At 62.1% G+C, this 16,754-nt stretch carries 19 protein-coding genes; 5 read left to right on the top strand and 14 right to left on the bottom strand.

Annotation, left to right across the window (positions count from 1 at the left end):
- Nucleotides 1–31: 31 nt before the first annotated feature.
- From bamA to NKJ18_RS11845, 8 genes are all read right to left on the bottom strand, one after another.
- Nucleotides 32–2,413 (bottom strand): outer membrane protein assembly factor BamA, encoded by a 2,382-nt coding sequence (gene bamA / locus NKJ18_RS11810; RefSeq protein ID WP_352758276.1) that lies wholly within the window; start codon nucleotides 2,411–2,413, stop codon nucleotides 32–34.
- 217 nt (nucleotides 2,414–2,630) lie between these two features.
- Entirely contained in the window at nucleotides 2,631–3,773 is a 1,143-nt protein-coding gene (gene rseP / locus NKJ18_RS11815) for an RIP metalloprotease RseP (RefSeq protein ID WP_023754870.1), read from the bottom strand.
- A 103-nt stretch (nucleotides 3,774–3,876) separates the two neighbouring features.
- The gene (locus NKJ18_RS11820) at nucleotides 3,877–4,692 is read right to left on the bottom strand and encodes a phosphatidate cytidylyltransferase (RefSeq protein WP_023696555.1); all 816 of its coding nucleotides are present in this window, start codon (nucleotides 4,690–4,692) and stop codon (nucleotides 3,877–3,879) included.
- 11 nt (nucleotides 4,693–4,703) lie between these two features.
- Complete coding sequence (locus NKJ18_RS11825) at nucleotides 4,704–5,426, bottom strand: isoprenyl transferase (protein WP_023748403.1); 723 nt, start codon at nucleotides 5,424–5,426, stop codon at nucleotides 4,704–4,706.
- A 31-nt stretch (nucleotides 5,427–5,457) separates the two neighbouring features.
- Complete coding sequence (gene frr / locus NKJ18_RS11830) at nucleotides 5,458–6,012, bottom strand: ribosome recycling factor (RefSeq protein ID WP_023671027.1); 555 nt, start codon at nucleotides 6,010–6,012, stop codon at nucleotides 5,458–5,460.
- Nucleotides 6,013–6,113: 101 nt separating this feature from the next.
- On the bottom strand, nucleotides 6,114–6,836 hold the full coding sequence (gene pyrH, locus NKJ18_RS11835) for a UMP kinase (RefSeq protein ID WP_023671026.1): 723 nt from the start codon (nucleotides 6,834–6,836) through the stop codon (nucleotides 6,114–6,116).
- A 150-nt stretch (nucleotides 6,837–6,986) separates the two neighbouring features.
- The gene (locus NKJ18_RS11840) at nucleotides 6,987–8,096 is read right to left on the bottom strand and encodes an aldo/keto reductase (protein WP_352758277.1); all 1,110 of its coding nucleotides are present in this window, start codon (nucleotides 8,094–8,096) and stop codon (nucleotides 6,987–6,989) included.
- A gap of 35 nt (nucleotides 8,097–8,131) precedes the next feature.
- Nucleotides 8,132–8,659 (bottom strand): nuclear transport factor 2 family protein, encoded by a 528-nt coding sequence (locus NKJ18_RS11845; RefSeq protein ID WP_352462297.1) that lies wholly within the window; start codon nucleotides 8,657–8,659, stop codon nucleotides 8,132–8,134.
- A 99-nt stretch (nucleotides 8,660–8,758) separates the two neighbouring features.
- Between NKJ18_RS11845 and NKJ18_RS11850 the strand changes: the two genes are divergently transcribed.
- On the top strand, nucleotides 8,759–9,685 hold the full coding sequence (locus NKJ18_RS11850) for a LysR family transcriptional regulator (protein WP_352758278.1): 927 nt from the start codon (nucleotides 8,759–8,761) through the stop codon (nucleotides 9,683–9,685).
- Between the two features lie 33 nt (nucleotides 9,686–9,718).
- Here the strand turns inward: NKJ18_RS11850 and tsf are convergent, their stop codons facing one another.
- From tsf to NKJ18_RS11880, 6 genes are all read right to left on the bottom strand, one after another.
- The gene (gene tsf / locus NKJ18_RS11855; RefSeq protein WP_352758279.1) at nucleotides 9,719–10,639 is read right to left on the bottom strand and encodes a translation elongation factor Ts; all 921 of its coding nucleotides are present in this window, start codon (nucleotides 10,637–10,639) and stop codon (nucleotides 9,719–9,721) included.
- A gap of 108 nt (nucleotides 10,640–10,747) precedes the next feature.
- Nucleotides 10,748–11,536: a 30S ribosomal protein S2 gene (gene rpsB, locus NKJ18_RS11860; protein WP_023671022.1), complete on the bottom strand. Its 789-nt coding sequence runs from the start codon at nucleotides 11,534–11,536 to the stop codon at nucleotides 10,748–10,750.
- Between the two features lie 177 nt (nucleotides 11,537–11,713).
- Nucleotides 11,714–11,974 (bottom strand): LysE family transporter, encoded by a 261-nt coding sequence (locus NKJ18_RS11865; RefSeq protein ID WP_352758280.1) that lies wholly within the window; start codon nucleotides 11,972–11,974, stop codon nucleotides 11,714–11,716.
- On the bottom strand, nucleotides 11,920–12,255 hold the full coding sequence (locus tag NKJ18_RS11870; RefSeq protein WP_352758302.1) for a LysE family translocator: 336 nt from the start codon (nucleotides 12,253–12,255) through the stop codon (nucleotides 11,920–11,922). Before NKJ18_RS11870 ends, NKJ18_RS11865 begins: the two co-directional genes overlap by 55 nt.
- A gap of 65 nt (nucleotides 12,256–12,320) precedes the next feature.
- On the bottom strand, nucleotides 12,321–12,599 hold the full coding sequence (locus NKJ18_RS11875) for a DUF4031 domain-containing protein (protein ID WP_023671020.1): 279 nt from the start codon (nucleotides 12,597–12,599) through the stop codon (nucleotides 12,321–12,323).
- A gap of 43 nt (nucleotides 12,600–12,642) precedes the next feature.
- Nucleotides 12,643–13,473 carry a cell envelope integrity EipB family protein gene (locus NKJ18_RS11880; protein WP_023671019.1) on the bottom strand — a complete coding sequence of 277 codons (831 nt, stop codon included), beginning with the start codon at nucleotides 13,471–13,473 and terminating at the stop codon, nucleotides 12,643–12,645.
- Nucleotides 13,474–13,611: 138 nt separating this feature from the next.
- Here NKJ18_RS11880 and NKJ18_RS11885 point away from each other — a divergent pair, with 138 nt between their 5' ends.
- The 4 genes from NKJ18_RS11885 to NKJ18_RS11900 all read left to right on the top strand — a co-directional run bounded on the left by NKJ18_RS11885 (nucleotide 13,612) and on the right by NKJ18_RS11900 (nucleotide 16,612).
- Entirely contained in the window at nucleotides 13,612–14,076 is a 465-nt protein-coding gene (locus NKJ18_RS11885) for a RidA family protein (protein ID WP_023693441.1), read from the top strand.
- A 14-nt stretch (nucleotides 14,077–14,090) separates the two neighbouring features.
- Nucleotides 14,091–14,831, top strand: a complete 741-nt coding sequence (locus NKJ18_RS11890) for a glycerophosphodiester phosphodiesterase (protein ID WP_023693440.1) — start codon at nucleotides 14,091–14,093, stop codon at nucleotides 14,829–14,831.
- A 42-nt stretch (nucleotides 14,832–14,873) separates the two neighbouring features.
- A complete protein-coding gene (locus tag NKJ18_RS11895) occupies nucleotides 14,874–16,088 on the top strand; it encodes a GNAT family N-acetyltransferase (RefSeq protein WP_023693439.1) in 1,215 nt (404 codons plus the stop codon).
- Nucleotides 16,089–16,183: 95 nt separating this feature from the next.
- Complete coding sequence (locus NKJ18_RS11900) at nucleotides 16,184–16,612, top strand: HIT family protein (RefSeq protein ID WP_023693438.1); 429 nt, start codon at nucleotides 16,184–16,186, stop codon at nucleotides 16,610–16,612.
- The last annotated feature ends 142 nt before the right edge of the window (nucleotides 16,613–16,754 follow it).

Consider the following 16,754-nt stretch of genomic DNA (forward strand, 5'->3'; position numbering starts at 1 on the left):
CCAACGGCCCGGAAGCATCGTTACCGCAAGATCAGAAGCGGCTCGACATGCCGAAGTTGAATTCCTGCACGTCGTCGGTCTTTTCCTTCTTGACGGGCATCGCATAGTCAATGCGGATCGGGCCGAAGGGGGATGACCACAACAAGCCGACACCAACCGAGGCGCGCAGCTTCATATCAACCGAGGCCTGAGTGACGCCGGCGGTGTCGATCTTGCTGCCGTAAAGCGTTGCAGCATCAGCAAACACAGCACCGCGCACGCCAAAGCTTTCCGGAATGACCGGTATCGGGAACTGAGCTTCCGCCGACGCATTGAAATAGGTGGTACCGCCGAGGTGATCACCCGTTGCAGTATCCACAGGGCCGATACCGCCATACTCGAAGCCGCGGATCATGCGGTCGCTGCTCTTGAACTGATCGAAGATGCGCAGGCCATTATCTCCATAGCCCGCGATATGGCCGGCTCCGCCCGAGATCAGGCCGACCAGATCCAGCTGTTCGGACAGGGTCTGATAGACAGTGCCGCGACCAGTAACCTTGACGAATTTGGCATCGCCACCAAGACCGGCCACTTCCACAGTCGTGGTGGCGTAGATGCCTTCATGCGGGCTCTTCATGTCGTCGATGGTGTTGTAGACCAGTCCAAGGCTGACTGAGGACTTGAGCCATGGGCTGTCTTCAACGCCTTCCTGTATTGCCTTTGAGACATCACATTCCAGCGGAGGGCCGGGGTCGATTACGCCGTTTCCGTTCTTATCGCAGTCTTTGTCGAACTTATACTTTTCCTGCGCGATATTGTACGCTAGCTGCGTCGAGATATTGTCGGTGATCGGCAGGCCGAAGCGAACGGTCGCACCCAGCGTCTCGCTCTCGTAGTCCGAATAATTTCGGGTCTGCTGGAAGATGTCGAAGCCGGCGGCGATACGGCGCCCGAGGAAATATGGCTCGGTGAAAGACAGGCTGTAGTCGCGCGAATTCTTGCCGCCACCCGCCGAAACCTTGATGTACTGGCCGCGACCGAGGAAGTTGCGCTCCGCGACCGAACCTTCGACAGACGGACCGGCAGTGTCGCCACCGGTCGAATAACCTGCGCCGACAGAGAACTCGCCGGTCGATTTCTCAACCACGTCAACCACGAGCACGACCTGGTCAGGCTCGGAACCGGGAACAGTCGAGATGTCGACTTTCTCAAAATAATCCAGCGCTTCCAGCCGCTTCTTCGCGCGCTGGATAAGTACCTGGTTGAAGGCGTCGCCTTCGCTGACATCGAATTCGCGACGAATGACATAGTCGCGCGTGCGGTCGTTGCCGCGGATTTCGATGCGCTCGATATAGGCCTTGGTGCCTTGGTCGATCGTATAGACGACCGAAATGGTGTGGTTCTCGAAGTTGCGATCGCCGCGCGGCGTCACCTGGGCGAAGGCATAGCCCGAACCCGCGACCTTTTCGGTCAGCGCGATGATGGTGTCCTCGACATCCTTGGCGTTGTAGACGTCGCCCTTGTGGGTCTGAACCACCGATTCCAGCGCCTTCGAGTCGACTTCGGGAATGGTGCTCTCGACGCTGACGTCGCCGAACGTATAGCGGTCGCCTTCCTGGACGGTGATGGTAACGGTGTACTGGTTGGTCGTGTCGTCGAGCTCGCCGACAGCTGAGACCACCTGGAAGTCGGCATAGCCGTGATTGTAGTAGAAGCGGCGCAGCGATTCCTGGTCGGCGCGCAGCTTGTCCTCGTCATAGACGTCGTCACGCAGCACGAAAGACAGGAAGCTCGAGCGCTTGGTGGCGATGACGTCAGACAGGCGGCGGCTCGAATAGGCGCTGTTGCCGACGAAATTGACGGCGGCGATCTTGGTGCGGCCGCCTTCGTTGATGTTGAAGACCACGTTCACCCGGTTGTCGCCGAGATCCATGATCTGCGTCGTGACAGTGGCGTCATCGCGGCCAATCCGCCTGTAGGCAGCCTTCACCGCCTCGACATCGGAGTCCAGCGTTGCCTGCGAGAACGTCCCGCGCGGCTTCAACTGCACGGCGACTGCCAGCGCATTGTCCTTGAGCTTCTTGTTGCCCTGGAACAGAACCTGGTTGACGACCTGATATTCGGCAACCTTGACCACCAGCGTCGAACCGACCTGATTGATCTGCACGTCCGAGAACAGCCCGGTGCCGAACAGCGCCTTGACCGCATCGTCGATATCGGCGCTGGAAAACGCCTTGCCCGGCTTGATCGTGATGTAGTTGCGGATGGTGTCGGCGTCGACACGCTGGTTGCCGCTGACCTCGACTCTCGAGACAACGGCTGCCTGCGCCGCAGATGTGGCAACGAACTGCACGGCGAGCGCACCTGGTACAACCAGAGCGGCGGACATAGCCACCGCGGACGCGGCGCTCAAAAATTTGGATGCTGCCTTCATCGGGCTTTTGTACCTTTTCTCGAAGTCCCCACGGCGAGAAAACCGGACGTGCGGTAATTTCTCCTACCGTATTAACCGGATTTTCCCTACACGCAAGGCTTCTGGTTAATTTGTAATTACTTAACCCTGATGCGTGGCTTTCGCGTCACGCATACCCCCGTGCATGGTAAACGGCGTCTCAACATTGCCGGTGCTGAAGCCAAATTTCTTCATGATTTCAGCACCCAAACAGATCGTTCCAGAAGACGAAGCCCATAAATCCCAGCACCAGAAAGAGGCCGGCCCGGTATCCCATTTCCATCATCCGCTCCGATACCGGACGCCGGAAAACGGCTTCGAGTGCGTAGAACAGGAGGTGGCCGCCGTCGAGGGGGGGAATCGGCAAAAGGTTCAGAATTCCGATCCCGACCGACAGCCCGGCGACGAGTTGCACCAGCCACAGGAAGCCCAGCTTTGCCGCCTGCCCCGACATCTTGGCGATCTTGATGGGGCCGCCCAGCTGGCATTTGTCTTCGCGGCCGACGACGAATCGCTGCAGGAACTGGCCGGTGCGCTGAATGACGTGCCCCGTCTCCTCGACCGCGGCGCCGACTGCTCCGACAGGGCTGTAGGTGATCAGCCTGGGCTGGCCGACATCCTTGTTGTTGACGACGCCGATGACGGCCACCTTGACCTTGTTGCCCAGCGCGTCCAGCTGCTCCATCGGCTCCGGCGTCGCGACGACGGTGACCTCCTTGCCGTCGCGCAACATGGTGAAGCTGATAGCGTCGCCGCCGCGGCCTGAGACCAGGCGTTGGACGTCGGCGAAGGTCTCAACCTTGCTGCCGTCGACGGCGACGAATCGGTCGCCTGGCAAAATGCCGGCCCTTTCGGCTGGACTGCCGGCGGTGACCGCCGCCACCATCGGCTCAAACACAGGGCGGCCATAGAGGGAAAACAGCACGGCAAAGACGGCAATGGTCAAAAGGAAGTTGAACAGCGGTCCGGCCACCACCGTGGCGGCGCGTTTCCAGATGGGTTGCGTGTGGAAGGCGACCTTGCGTTCAGCGTCAGTCAGCGTTTCCAGATCTTCCGAACTCGGCTGGCTCGACGTGGCGCTCATGTCGCCGACGAATTTGACATAACCGCCGAGCGGTATGGCGCAGAGCTTCCAGCGCGTGCCGTGGCTATCGTTGAAGCCGAGAAGTTCGGGGCCGAAGCCGATCGAAAAGGCCTTCACGCCAATGCCGCACCAGCGGCCGACCAGGTAATGGCCCATTTCGTGAATGAAGACGACCACGGTCAGCACGAACAGAAACGGCACCAGCGTGCCGAGGACAAAGCCTTCCGTGCTGAAAAACGCGTGAAGAATTTCGTTCAAGTCATGCCCTCAAATTCACCCGCGGCAAAAGGTGTCGCCGCGACTGTGACATCAATCCAGGCGAATCCGTGGCGTGCGCCATTTCTTCGCCGTGAAATATCACTCAAGCCGGAAACAGCCCCTGCGCCGGATGATCGGCGCCCGCCGAAATCCAGCCGATCACGTATAGGGCAAAAGCCGCCGCGACAAGCCCGTCCACCCTGTCCATGACACCGCCATGCCCGGGTATCAACGCGCTTGAATCCTTGCGGCCGTGGCGGCGCTTGACCCAGGATTCGAAGAGATCGCCAGCCTGGGCAACAATCGACAGCACCAGCGCAACCAAGGCGAGGACGCCAAGATTGCCGGCCCCGGCGGCGGCAGCCAGAAGCACGCCGGCGGCCACGCCGCCGACAGCGCCGCCAAGCGCGCCGCTCTGCGTCTTGCCGGGGGATATAGATGGCGCGAGCTTGGGCCCACCGACGGAGCGGCCGACGAAATAGGCGAAGATGTCGGTCGCCCAGACCACGGCGAACAGAAACAGGATTGCGACCAGGCCGGGATGGTCGCCGCCGCGCAGCAGCGCCAGCGATAAGCCGGACAAAGCCGCGTAGGCAAGACCGGCTGCATCCCATTGCGCCGCTCCACGCATACGGGCGCCGACAGCAGCGACCACAACCATGGCCAGGACAAGAGACAGAAGCCACGATGCCGGCACGCCTGCAACCAGGGCGACGACGAAAACCAGAAGCAGCGCTTCGGGAATGAAGCCGAGGGTCGCACCGGCCAAGGGGCGCGACATGCGCGCCCATTCATAGAAGATGACCGCCGATATCCCGGCGCAAAGCAGGCGGAACCACAGCCCTCCCAACCAGGTCAGGCCAAGCGCTATTGCGGCCAGCACCAGCGCCGAGACGATGCGAAGCTGAAGATTGTTCATCCCGCCGCCGATCACGAGGCAGCGACATCTTGAGCGGCAAGCCCGCCAAAACGGCGCTCGCGGCCAGCAAAATCGCGCAATGCGTCGGCCAGGTGTTCGCGGCTGAAGTCAGGCCAGTAGCAAGGCAGAAAAACCAGTTCGCTGTAGGCTGCCTGCCACAGAAGGAAGTTCGACAGCCGAAGCTCGCCACTGGTGCGGATGACCAGCTCCGGATCGGGAATGCCTGCGGTGTCGAGGGCGCCGGCAAAAGTGTCTGCCGTGATCGCCTCTGCGTCGATCTCGCCGCGCGCCACTGCGGCTGCGAGCTTGCGTGCCGTGCGCACGATCTCGTCGCGCCCGCCATAGTTGAAGGCGATGACCAAGGTCAGCGATTCATTGCGCGCAGTCAGCGATTCGGCCTCTTCGAGCAGGCCCCTGATGTCCGGCTGCAGCCCCGCCCTGTCACCGATGATCCTGACGCGCACGCCGTTCTGGTGCAGTTCGGCCAGATCGCGACGGATGAACAGCTTCAAAAGCCCCATCAGGTCGCTGACTTCGGCCTTGGGCCGCGACCAGTTTTCCGACGAAAAGGCGTAGACGGTCAGGAAGGAAATGCCGAGACCGGGCGCGGCGCGCACCGTCTTGCGCAGCGCTTCGACGCCGGCGCGATGGCCGGCAAGCCGCGGCATGCCGCGCGCCTTGGCCCAGCGTCCGTTTCCATCCATGATGATCGCGACATGCGCGGGCGTTGCCATTGTCTCGCTTTCGGGCCGGTGTGGGCCGACCCTAGACCTGCATGATTTCAGCTTCCTTATCGGAAAGCAGGTGATCGATGGTGCTGATCGTTTCGTCGGTCAGCTTCTGGACCTGATCGGAGCGCTTGCGCTGATCGTCCTCGCTGATGTCGCCGTCCTTTTCCGCCTTCTTCAAGAAGTCCATGCCGTCGCGACGGACATGGCGCACCGCAACGCGGGCGTTCTCGGCGTAGCCATGCGAAATCTTGACCAGTTCCTTGCGGCGCTGCTCGTTGAGCTCGGGCAGCGGAATTCTGAGATTGGTGCCGTCGACGATCGGATTGAAGCCGAGATTGGATTCTCTGATGGCACGGTCGACCGCGCCGACCATCGACTTGTCCCATACCGAAACCGAGATCATGCGCGGCTCCGGCACCGACACGTTCGCCACCTGGTTGATGGGCATGGTGGTGCCGTAGGCCTGGACCTGGATGGCGTCGAGCAGATTGCTGGAGGCACGGCCGGTGCGCAGCGAAGCCAGATCGTGCTTGAAGGCGGCGATCGCGCCATCCATGCGCCGCTTGAGGTCGTCGAACTCACCACTCATCTTAGTCTCCTCGACCCGTTTGATCCGGGTTCAGTGCCTAGGGCCTATATTCGGACCCGCTTTCGAAAACTGATCCCCTTTTTAGGAGAGTATACTCCGGGTCACTCGTCGGCGACGATCGTGCAACGGCCGCCGCCCCGCAGAATATCGCCGAAACCACCTTTTTCGTGGATCGAATAGACGATTATCGGGATGTTGTTTTCGCGCGCAAGTGCAATTGCGGCGGTATCCATGATCGAAAGGCCCTTGTTGATGACTTCGGCATGGCTGATGCGCTCGAAGCGGGTCGCATTCGGATCCTTCTTGGGATCGGCCGAATAGACGCCGTCGACCTGGGTGCCCTTGAACAACGCGTCGGCGCCGATCTCGGCGGCGCGCAAGGCCGCGGCCGAATCGGTGGTGAAGAACGGATTGCCGGTGCCGCCGGCGAAAATGACGACCTTGCCCTGGTTCATATAGGCGGTGGCCTGGCGCTGGGAAAAACTCTCGCAAAGTTCGGGCATGGCGATGGCCGACAGCACGACGGCATCGACGCCGATCTTGTTCAGCGAGGTGCGCAGCGCCAGCGAGTTGATGACGGTGGCCAGCATGCCCATGTGGTCGCCGGTGACGCGGTCGCCGCCCTTGGATGCCACCGCCACGCCGCGAAAGATATTGCCGCCGCCAATGACGACGCCGACCTCGATGCCAAGTGCGCGGGCTTCGGCGATGTCGGCGGCGATTCGGTCGACCACCGAGACATCGATGCCGAAATGCTGCTCGCCCATCAACGCTTCGCCCGACGCTTTCAGCAGGACACGTCGATAGAGGGGCTTTGCCGTCATCTGGACCTCGTCATTGTTGCGTGTGGCAGCCTGGGCAGGCCGCCCTCGCGCGGGCGCCGCCGCTGGCGCGATGCCGAGTTCCGATACACGAAGGGCGCCCCCGAGTCAACCGGCGCCCCTCGCCCAATTCCGCCTTCCCGTCGCGGCCCGTCAGTTGCTGGTGATGCTGACGGCGTCGCCCTCGACCAGCAGCGGCGGCGCATAACCCAACGGCTTGTCGCCGGTCACGGCGCCGCCGGTAACCCGGGCTTGTATGTCGGACCCGAAATAGGCGTACGGGAATGGCGGCGGTGTCTTGCTGACCGTATCCAGCCGCGCGCGAAGCTCGGCGGGTAACGTGAAATCCAACGCCGCCAGATTGTCCTGCAACTGCGCCAGCTTGGTGGCGCCAAGAATCACGGTGGCGATGCCCGGTTGCGTTGCCACCCAGTTGAGCGCGACCTGCGCCATGCTGTGTCCGAGTTCGGCGGCCACTTTTTCGAGTTCCGCCACCATCGCCCAGTTGCGCTCGGTGAACTTCTGGAACCCCGGATGAGTGGTGTTGCGAAAGCCGTCGAGCCGGCCGACATGGCCGTCCTGCGCCGGCCGGTACTTGCCGCTGAGCAGCCCGCTGGCCAGCGGGCTCCACACCATGATTCCTGCGCCATGGCGGGTGCCGAAGGGCACGAACTCATTTTCGATCGAACGCTCCGCCAGCGAATATTCAAGCTGCAGGGCCGACACCGGCTCGTAGCCGCGCCACTCGGCGATCGTCTGCGCGCGGGCAGCATACCAGGCCGGCACATCGGACAGGCCGACATGGCGAATTTTGCCCGCACGCACGAGATCATCCATCGTGCGCATGACCTCCTCGGCCGGCGTCAGCCCGTCCCAGACATGCAGGAGGTAGAGGTCGATGTAATCAGTGCCCAACCGCTTCAGGGAAGCGTCCACGGCGCGCAAGATGTTCTTGCGGCCATTGCCGCCGGCGTTCGGATTGCCGGGCTCCGCGTTGAAGGTGAATTTCGTGGCGATCACCGCTTTGTCGCGCAAGCCTCGCTCGGCGATGAATTCGCCGAGCCAGGTTTCGGCTGTGCCGCCGGTGTAGAGGTCGGCGGTGTCGAAGAAATTGCCGCCGGCCTCGACATAGGCGTCGACCATGGCGCGCGCGGTTTCCCTCTCCGCGCCCCAACCCCATTCGGTGCCAAAGGTCATGGTGCCCAGTGCCAGCCGGCTGACGCGCAGGCCGCTGTTGCCCAGTGTGTAATAGCTCATGGTCATGGTGTTTTTCCTATCCTGACTTTATTGACGCCGGCTCACTGGCCAGGCGTCATCTTGACCCAGGGATTGCCGCGCTCATGCGTGGCGCGGAAAATGAAGCCGTCGACTTTCCAGCCGGTCCCGGAGCGAACCAGATGGTGCTCGTAGGTGCCCCAGACTTCCCACAGCGGGTCGCCATTGCCTTCCATCCGGTTCCAGGCATAGCCGTTCGAAGAGACGGTCGCCGCGTCCGCCTCAAAGATCACCTGGTGATTGGTGCGCAGATGCAGGCTGGTCTTGCTGCCCCCGAGGTTGCCGGCCCAGGTACCGATCAGATCGTCGGAGGGGATGGTGGCGGCAGGCTGTCCTGACAGGCTGCTGAAGTCGACGGTGACACGGTCGGCGAAATAGGAGCGGGCAAGCTTCCAGTCCTGTGCATCCACGGCACGGTCGATGGCATCGGCGATGCGGATCACGGCGCGTTCGTCGGCGAGCGCGCGCCAATCGGACAGCTCGGCGCCGCCGGCATCGACCGGCGCCAGAGCAAGGCCTGCGGCGAAGGTAGCGTGTTTCAAGGCATTCATGTCTTTTCTCCTTTGTGCATCGGTGACGACAATATGGGTCAGCCTGTCGGCATGGAAAAGATTGAAGTGTTCGCAAGGACTATGCGATATCATGCATGAATGGACCGGGATCTGCTCAGTCATTTGCCTGTCATCGTCGCCGTTGCCCGACGCGGCGGCTTTGCGCTTGCTGCGGCCGACCTGGGCATGTCCCCATCCGCCGTCAGCCATGCGGTGCGCCTCGTGGAGGAGCGGATCGGCCAGCCGCTGTTTGCGCGCACCACGCGCAGCGTCTCGCTGACGGAAGCCGGCAAGGCGCTGGTGGACACGGCGGCCCCTGCCCTCCAGGATATCGCCGACCGGATGGACCGCATCCGCGCCATCAAGGGCCGGCCCTCCGGCTTGCTCAGGTTGAACGTTCCCAACATCGCCGTTCCACTTGCCGTCACTCCCGTGGTCGCCGCGATGGCTGAACGCTATCCTGATGTGACCATCGAATTGCTCACCGACCAGGGGCTGGTGGACATTGTCGGCGAGGGTTTTGATGCCGGCATCCGGCTGGGCGAGATGATCGCACAGGACATGGTCACGGTCCGGCTGACGCCGCCATTCAACGCCGTGATCGTCGCCTCCCCCGCCTATGTCGGCCGGCATGGCCGTCCGCGCGGTGTGACGGATCTTTCGGACCACAATTGCGTCGGCTACCGGCTTGTGCGCTCCGGCGCACTCTATCGCTGGGACCTGACTGAGGACGGCAAGGATGTCGTGGCCGAGACGAAGGGTACGGTCATCGTCACCGATTCGCTGGCCGCGATCGACCTTGCGCTTGCCGGCGTCGGGCTGACCTATGTGTTCGAGCCGCTGGTGCGCGCGGAATTGGCCGCCGGCCGCCTCGTTCAGATCCTGCCGCAAACGGCGATCGAGGAGCCCGGCCTCTTCCTTTACTTCCCGCGCAGGGCGTCGACGGCGCCAAAGCTCAGGGCCTTCATCGACACCGCACAAGAAATCGGCCGAGCATCCTTGCGGACACCCGGCCGAGTTGCCTGAGCTGAGAAGCCCTTTTCGGGGCTATTTTTAAAACTACTTCTTCACCGCCGCCGCGACTTCCGCCGCGAAATCGGTCTCTTCCTTTTCGATGCCTTCGCCCAGCGCAAAGCGCAGATAGGCGGAGATCTTGGCCGGAGCGCCGATGTCCTTCTCGGCATCCTTCAGCGCCTGCTCGACAGTGATGTCGGGATTGAGCACGAAGGCCTGCTTGAGGAGCACGACTTCCTCGTAGAACTTGCGCAGGCGGCCTTCGACCATCTTTTCGATGATCGCTTCCGGCTTGCCGGACTGGCGCGCCTGGTCGGCGAAGATCGCCTTCTCGCGCTCGACCGCTGCCGGATCGATCTGCTCGGCGGTCAACGCCAGCGGGTTGGTGGCGGCGACATGCATGGCGACCTGGCGGCCAAAGGCGTTGGCGGCATGCTCATTGCCCGTCGTCTCGATCGCGACCAGAACGCCGAGCTTGCCAAGACCATCGGCAACCGCATTGTGGACGTAGGTTGCGACAGCACCGTGCGGGACGGTGAGCTTGGCCGAACGGCGGAAGCTCATGTTCTCGCCAATGGTGCCAACGGCGTCCTTGATGGTGTCAGTGACCGACTTGTTCGAACCCGGATACTTTGCGGCAGAGACAGCCTCCGTCGTGCCATAAGCAAGCGCGACCTTGGCGACATTGCGAACGATCTCCTGGAACTGCTCGTTGCGGGCCACGAAATCGGTCTCGGAGTTAACCTCGACGATGGCGGCCTCGCGGACGCCGGAGTCGACGCCGATCAGGCCTTCGGCGGCAGTACGGCCAGCCTTCTTGTCGGCCTTGGAAATGCCCTTCTTGCGCAGCCAGTCGACGGCCTCTTCGATGTTGCCGTTGGTCTCGGTCAACGCCGCCTTGCAGTCCATCATGCCCGCGCCGGTCAAGTCGCGGAGTTCTTTGACCTGTGCAGCCGAAATGCTCATTGTCGCCTCTTTGTTTTAAATGCACCGACGCACCACCGGTACTCGGTGATGCGTCCGTCTAGCGTGCCAAATATGAGAATGATGAAGGCCGCAACCGGCCTTCGATTGTCAAGCTTCCGGAGCGTCCGCAGCCGGGGCCGGAGCCGGATCAAGCGCCGGTTCGACCGGAGCTTCGACCGAGGCGCCGATGTCGACGCCGAGCGCGCCCTGCTGGCGGGCGATGCCGTCGATGGCAGCCTTGGCGATCAGGTCGCAATAGAGCTGGATGGCGCGCGCCGCGTCGTCATTACCGGGGATCGGGAAGTCGATCTTGTCCGGATCGCAGTTCGAATCGATGATGGCAACGACCGGAATGCCGAGGCGCTTGGCCTCGAGAATGGCGATCGCTTCCTTGTTGGTGTCGATGACGAACATCAGGTCGGGCGTCGAGCCCATGTCCTTGATACCGCCGAGCGCCTTGTCGAGCTTCTCGCGCTCGCGGTCGAGGTTCAGGCGTTCCTTCTTGGTCAGGCCCTGGGCTTCGCCGGCCAGCATCTCGTCGAGCTTGCGCAGGCGCTGGATCGAATTCGAGATCGTCTTCCAGTTGGTCAGCATGCCGCCGAGCCAACGCGAGTTGACATAGTATTGGGCCGAACGCTGTGCGGCGTCGGCGACGATGTCGGACGCTTGGCGCTTGGTGCCGACGAACAGCACGCGGCCGCCCTTGGCAACGGTGTCGGAAACCTGCTTCAGAGCCTGGTGCAGCAAAGGCACCGTCTGCGACAGGTCGATGATGTGGATGTTGTTGCGGGCGCCGTAGATGTAAGGCGCCATCTTCGGGTTCCAGCGGTGGGTCTGGTGGCCGAAGTGAATGCCAGCTTCCAAAAGCTGGCGCATGCTGAAATCAGGCAGTGCCATTCTTAGTTCCTTTTCCGGTTAGCCTCCACGGACACAGGCATTTTTGGACTTTGTCCTCGAACGCCACCGGAGGTTTCAGCCGGATTTCTCCCGGGCAGACACCAAAGTCCGTGTGTGGAATGAGCGCGCATATAGAGGGGAAGCGCTGCAAACGCAAGCGGTGAGGTGCTTCATCGCTCAGCGTGCGGCAATCAGCGCTCCGGTGCCGATCATGGCGCTGCCGGCGAACCGGTTAATCAGCCGCATGCGTTCGGGCGTCCTGAGCCAGCCGGATGCCCTGCCCGCCAGCGCGGCGTAGATGCCAATGGTGAGAATATTGGCGCCGACGACGACTGCCACCACCAGCAGGCCGTCGGCAAACGTCATGGTGTCGAGGTTGAGGATCAGCGGCATGATCGAGGCGTGGAACAGGATCGCCTTCGGGTTGCCGAGCGCCACGGAGGCGCCAAGCAGGAACGACCGCGACAATCCGGTTTGGGGATTCCTTGCGCGGCCGATTGCGCGGCCGCGGCCCGCCACATCTTGATGCCGAGGAAAATCAGGTAGGCCGCACCGGCGTATTTCAACAGGAGAAACACCCATTCGAAGGTCTGGGCCAGCGCCACCAGCCCGAGCAGTGCCAGGGTGACCAGCACGGCATCGCCGGCGGCAATGCCCATTCCGGCGACGAACGCACGCAGGAAGCCGCGTGCCACGCCGTTGGTGATCACCGTGAACATCGCCGGTCCCGGCGTGGCGGCGGCAAGTGTGATGGCAAGGCAATAAGCCAGGAATGCCGTTAGGGTCACGATCGGCCCTTTCCGTTGGGTACCCGTACGCGCCTGAAGATCGCAACGATCTCCTCGCGGCTGCATTCGATGGCGCCGAGCCGCACCGCCCGGTCGCGCTCGAAGCCGGTTATGTCATAGTGCGGCGCCGATGTCCTGGGCGGCCCCTGGTAGGACGAACGCTTGACACCAAGCTCGGCGGCGAAACGATGCAGTTCGTCCGTATCGTCGGCCATCAGGTGGCACCAGCGATGGCCGGCCCATTTCCAGATCGCCGCATCGACATAGACCGCCATCGGGAACTGCCATCAAGCCTGCCGTGCCAGCGCCGCATTGTTGCTATTTCGAGACCGGGCAAGGCTTGGTCTGATCGAACAGCGAGAGGTTGACCAGCTTTCCGGTCATCGAGAACTCGCCATAGTCCATTGTGAGGTCGCGGGTGATGCCGTTCTCGTGCAGCTTGAAGCTGATGCGGTATTCCGGCACCTCTTCGCCCGATTTGTCGGTCTCGTCGAAATAGGCGATGTCGACCGGCCAGTATTTGTCGCCGGCAAGCTTGGCCAGCGCCGGCGCTTCGGGGTCGGCCTTGTCGCCCTCGGCCTTCTTGCCGACGATGACGGTGGTGGTCATCACCTTGTTGGCATCCTCCGAACCGTCGAACAGGCTGGTTTCGTAGAAATTCTCGCCCTTCTCGGCCTTGCCGATCAGTTCGACCAGATGCTGGGTCGGGAACTGAGTAGCGGCGAGTTCCAGGCTGTTCTTCTCGGGCTTGTCGATGTCGACCTTGAGGCCCTTGGTCTCTTTCGTGGCGGTGCCCTTGACCTCCTTGTCTAGGTTCTGGTCGACGAAGGATTTGGTCACGAACGAGAAGGTCTTGCCTTCGGCGTCCTCGAACGTGGTCGTCTGCTGGTCGGTCAGCCTGGTGTTGTCGCCGGTGGCGATCTGGGTGACGAAACGGAATTTTACCGTATAGCCCTCGCAGGGCGAGCCGTTGAACTCATAGACCATGCGGCCGGAAATGCCGGTGATGCCCGAGCGGTCCGACGCCTTGTCGAGGGTAAGATCGTAGACGGCGCGATGCGCCTGCAGCGCCGGCACGGCAAAGGCTGGAGCCATCGAGAACAGCACCGGAACGAGAACGGCGTGGAAGGCAAGGCGCGTTGCGCGCATAAAGGGCTCCGATCGTCGCAGCTGATGGCAGGCCGCAGGTAAGGATGGTCCAGCTTAAAAAAAGTCGTGGCGGAAGCGAGGCAAAAATAGCAATTTCGGCCCGGCCAGCGCGGCGTCTCCAAGCAATAGGGAAATACGATGAGTGAAACAATCGAAAAGCGGCTAAGCGATCTCGGCGTGACGATACCTGCCGCCGCAGCGCCCGCCGCGAACTATGTGCCCTATTGCAGGTCCGGCAATCTTTTGTTCACCGCCGGGCAGTTGCCGCTCAAGGACGGCAAGCTGCAGGCAAGCGGCCTGCTCGGCCGCGACGTCGACACGGCAACCGGCAAGGAAGGCGCAAAGTACTGTGCAATCAACATCTTGGCGCAGGCAAAAGCAGCACTTGGCGATCTCGAAAAAATCCAGCGGCTGGTCAAGATCACCGTCTTTGTTGCATCAGTGCCGGATTTCGTCGAGCAGCATCTGGTCGCCAATGGCGCCTCCGATTTCCTGGTCGCGGCCCTTGGCGAGCGCGGCAAGCATGCCCGCTCCGCCGTCGGCACCGCCTGTCTGCCGCTTAATGCCGCAGTGGAAATCGAAGCCGTCTTCGAGGTCGCATGAGCAGGACCAAGACAATGACCGACCTTTCCTGGCTGACCGCCCGGCCGGTGGCGCATCGCGGCTTTCACGACATGAACAAGACGCGCTGGGAAAACACGCTGTCGGCCTTCGCTGCTGCCGCCGAGCGCGGCTATGCGATCGAATGCGACGTGCACCTCTCATCCGACCGCGTTCCCGTCATCATCCATGACGGCGACCTCAAGCGGCTGACCGGCCAGGACGGCTTTGTCTGGCAGCGCACGGCAGCGGAACTGGCGGCGCTCAGGATCGGCGGCACCAAGGACCATGTGCCGACACTGCAAGAAGCGCTCGACCTGGTCGACGGCCGTGTGCCGATGATTGTCGAACTGAAGGGTGTGCCCGGTTACGACGAGGGCTTGGTGGCAAGCGTCGGCAAGATGCTGGAGCGCTACAAGGGCAAGGCGGCGATCATGTCGTTCGACCACTGGCTGGTCCGCGACTTCCCTAGGGATGCGCCTGGCATTCCGGGTGGGCTGACCGCCTACGGCAGGGACAATCAGTTGATCGAGGCGCATTTTGCCATGCTGGCACATGACCTCGCCTTCACCTCCTATGCCGCGGGCGATCTGCCGAACCCGTTCGTCAGCTTCGTGCGCGAAAGGCTTAAAATGCCTGTCATCACCTGGACGGTGCATGACCAGCCGGCGGTGGATCTCACTTTCAAATACGCCGACCAGATGACGTTCGAAGGGTTCGAACCCGATCTGTCAGTGTCGCCTGATGGAAGTGCCTGAAACGTGACTTGTAGCGGCCCCGACAGAGCTTAAATAAGCCCCATGGATCAGGGTGATGAAGGCGACGGGCAAACGGCGAATGCGGAGTTTTCCATCCGCGTCGCCGCCGGCATCAATGCCTTCACCTGCGACGAGTGGAACGGCTTTACCGGCACAACCCGCAGCGACACAGAAAATGGCTATAACCCTCTCGTTTCATATGCTTTTCTGAGCGCGCTTGAAGATTCCGGCTGCGCCGTGCGGCGTACCGGCTGGCAAGGTCATCATCTCAGACTGGAAAATGCCCAAGGCAGATTGCTGGGCGCCGTGCCCTGCTATCTCAAATCGCACAGCCAGGGCGAATATGTCTTCGACCACGGCTGGTCCGATGCGTTCGAACGCGCCGGCGGCAACTACTATCCGAAACTGCAATGCGCCGTGCCGTTCTCTCCGGTCACCGGCCCTCGCCTGCTGGTCAGCAAGGGCGAGGACAGCGCCATTGTGAAGGCCGGTCTCGCAGCGGGCCTGAAGGCGGTGACGGAAAAGCTCGGCGTGTCCTCCGCGCATGTCACCTTCGCCAGTGAAAGCGACGTTGCAACGCTGGAAGCAGCCGGCTTCCTGCACCGCACCGACCAGCAGTTCCACTTCTTCAACGAAGGCTTTTCGACCTATGACGATTTCCTCGCTACGCTGGCATCGCGCAAGCGCAAGGCGATGAAGAAGGAGCGGCGCGAGGCGCTCGCCAACGATATCTCGATCGACCGGCTGACCGGCAAGGACCTGACCGAAAGGGCCTGGGACGATTTCTTCGCCTTCTATATGGACACCGGCAGCCGCAAATGGGGCCGGCCTTATCTCAACCGCAAGTTCTTCTCGCTGATCGGCGAGCGCATGTCCCAGGATATCCTGTTGGTAATGGCCAAGCGCAATGGCCGCTATGTCGCCGGCGCCATCAACTTCATCGGCTCCGATGCGCTCTACGGCCGCAATTGGGGCTGCATCGAGGACCACCCGTTCCTGCATTTCGAAGTTTGCTACCATCAGGCCATCGACTTCGCCATCGAGCGTAAGCTGAAGGTGGTCGAGGCCGGCGCGCAGGGTGAGCACAAGCTGGCGCGCGGCTATCGTCCCGTGACCATGCATTCGGCGCACTACATCGCACATCCCGGCCTGCGCAATGCTGTGGCCGATTATCTCCGGCGTGAGCGGCGCGAGGTCGAGCGGATGGGCGAAATTCTGGAAGAGCATACGCCGTTCCGCAAGGATCTTGAGGAATAGCGATCCGCCCTGCCCTCGCCTGTCGATATCGCCGGACCATCTTGCCGGTCCGGGACAGCTTCGCTACACCGGGAGCATACTCCCGGAGCGCCGCCATGACCGAGGCTTACGACCCCAGCAATATCTTCGCGAAGATCCTGCGCGGCGAAATCCCGTCGCACCGCGTCTACGAGGATGATGCCGTGGTCGCCTTCATGGATGTGATGCCGCAAGGCCCCGGTCACACGCTGGTGGTGCCCAAAGCACCGTCGCGCAATCTGCTCGATGCCGATCCGGCGACGCTCGGCCGGCTGTTCACCACGGTCCAGAAGGTGGCGCTGGCGGTCAAAAAGGCTTTCGGCGCTGACGGGGTCACCATCCTGCAGTTCAACGAACCGGCGTCTGGCCAGACCGTCTACCACCTGCATGTCCATGTCATCCCGCGGTTCGAAGGCATCGCGCTCAAGCCGCATACGGGACAGATGGAGAAGCCCGAAGTGCTGACTGAGAACGCGGCCAGGATCCGGGCAGCGCTGAACGGTTGAGGTGGCGTGCGCCTCAAGGCGATGAGCTCAGCCACAATCCATTACGTCGGTTAGGGAAATATCAAACCACCCGTGATAACGCGCGCCGTACCGGGATGCGTTTGGGTTTTCAAAATCGTGGAACATTCGGTTGCGACATCAG

The organism is Mesorhizobium sp. M0217 (genome assembly GCF_040321955.1).
Taxonomy (GTDB): Bacteria; Pseudomonadota; Alphaproteobacteria; order Rhizobiales; family Rhizobiaceae; genus Mesorhizobium.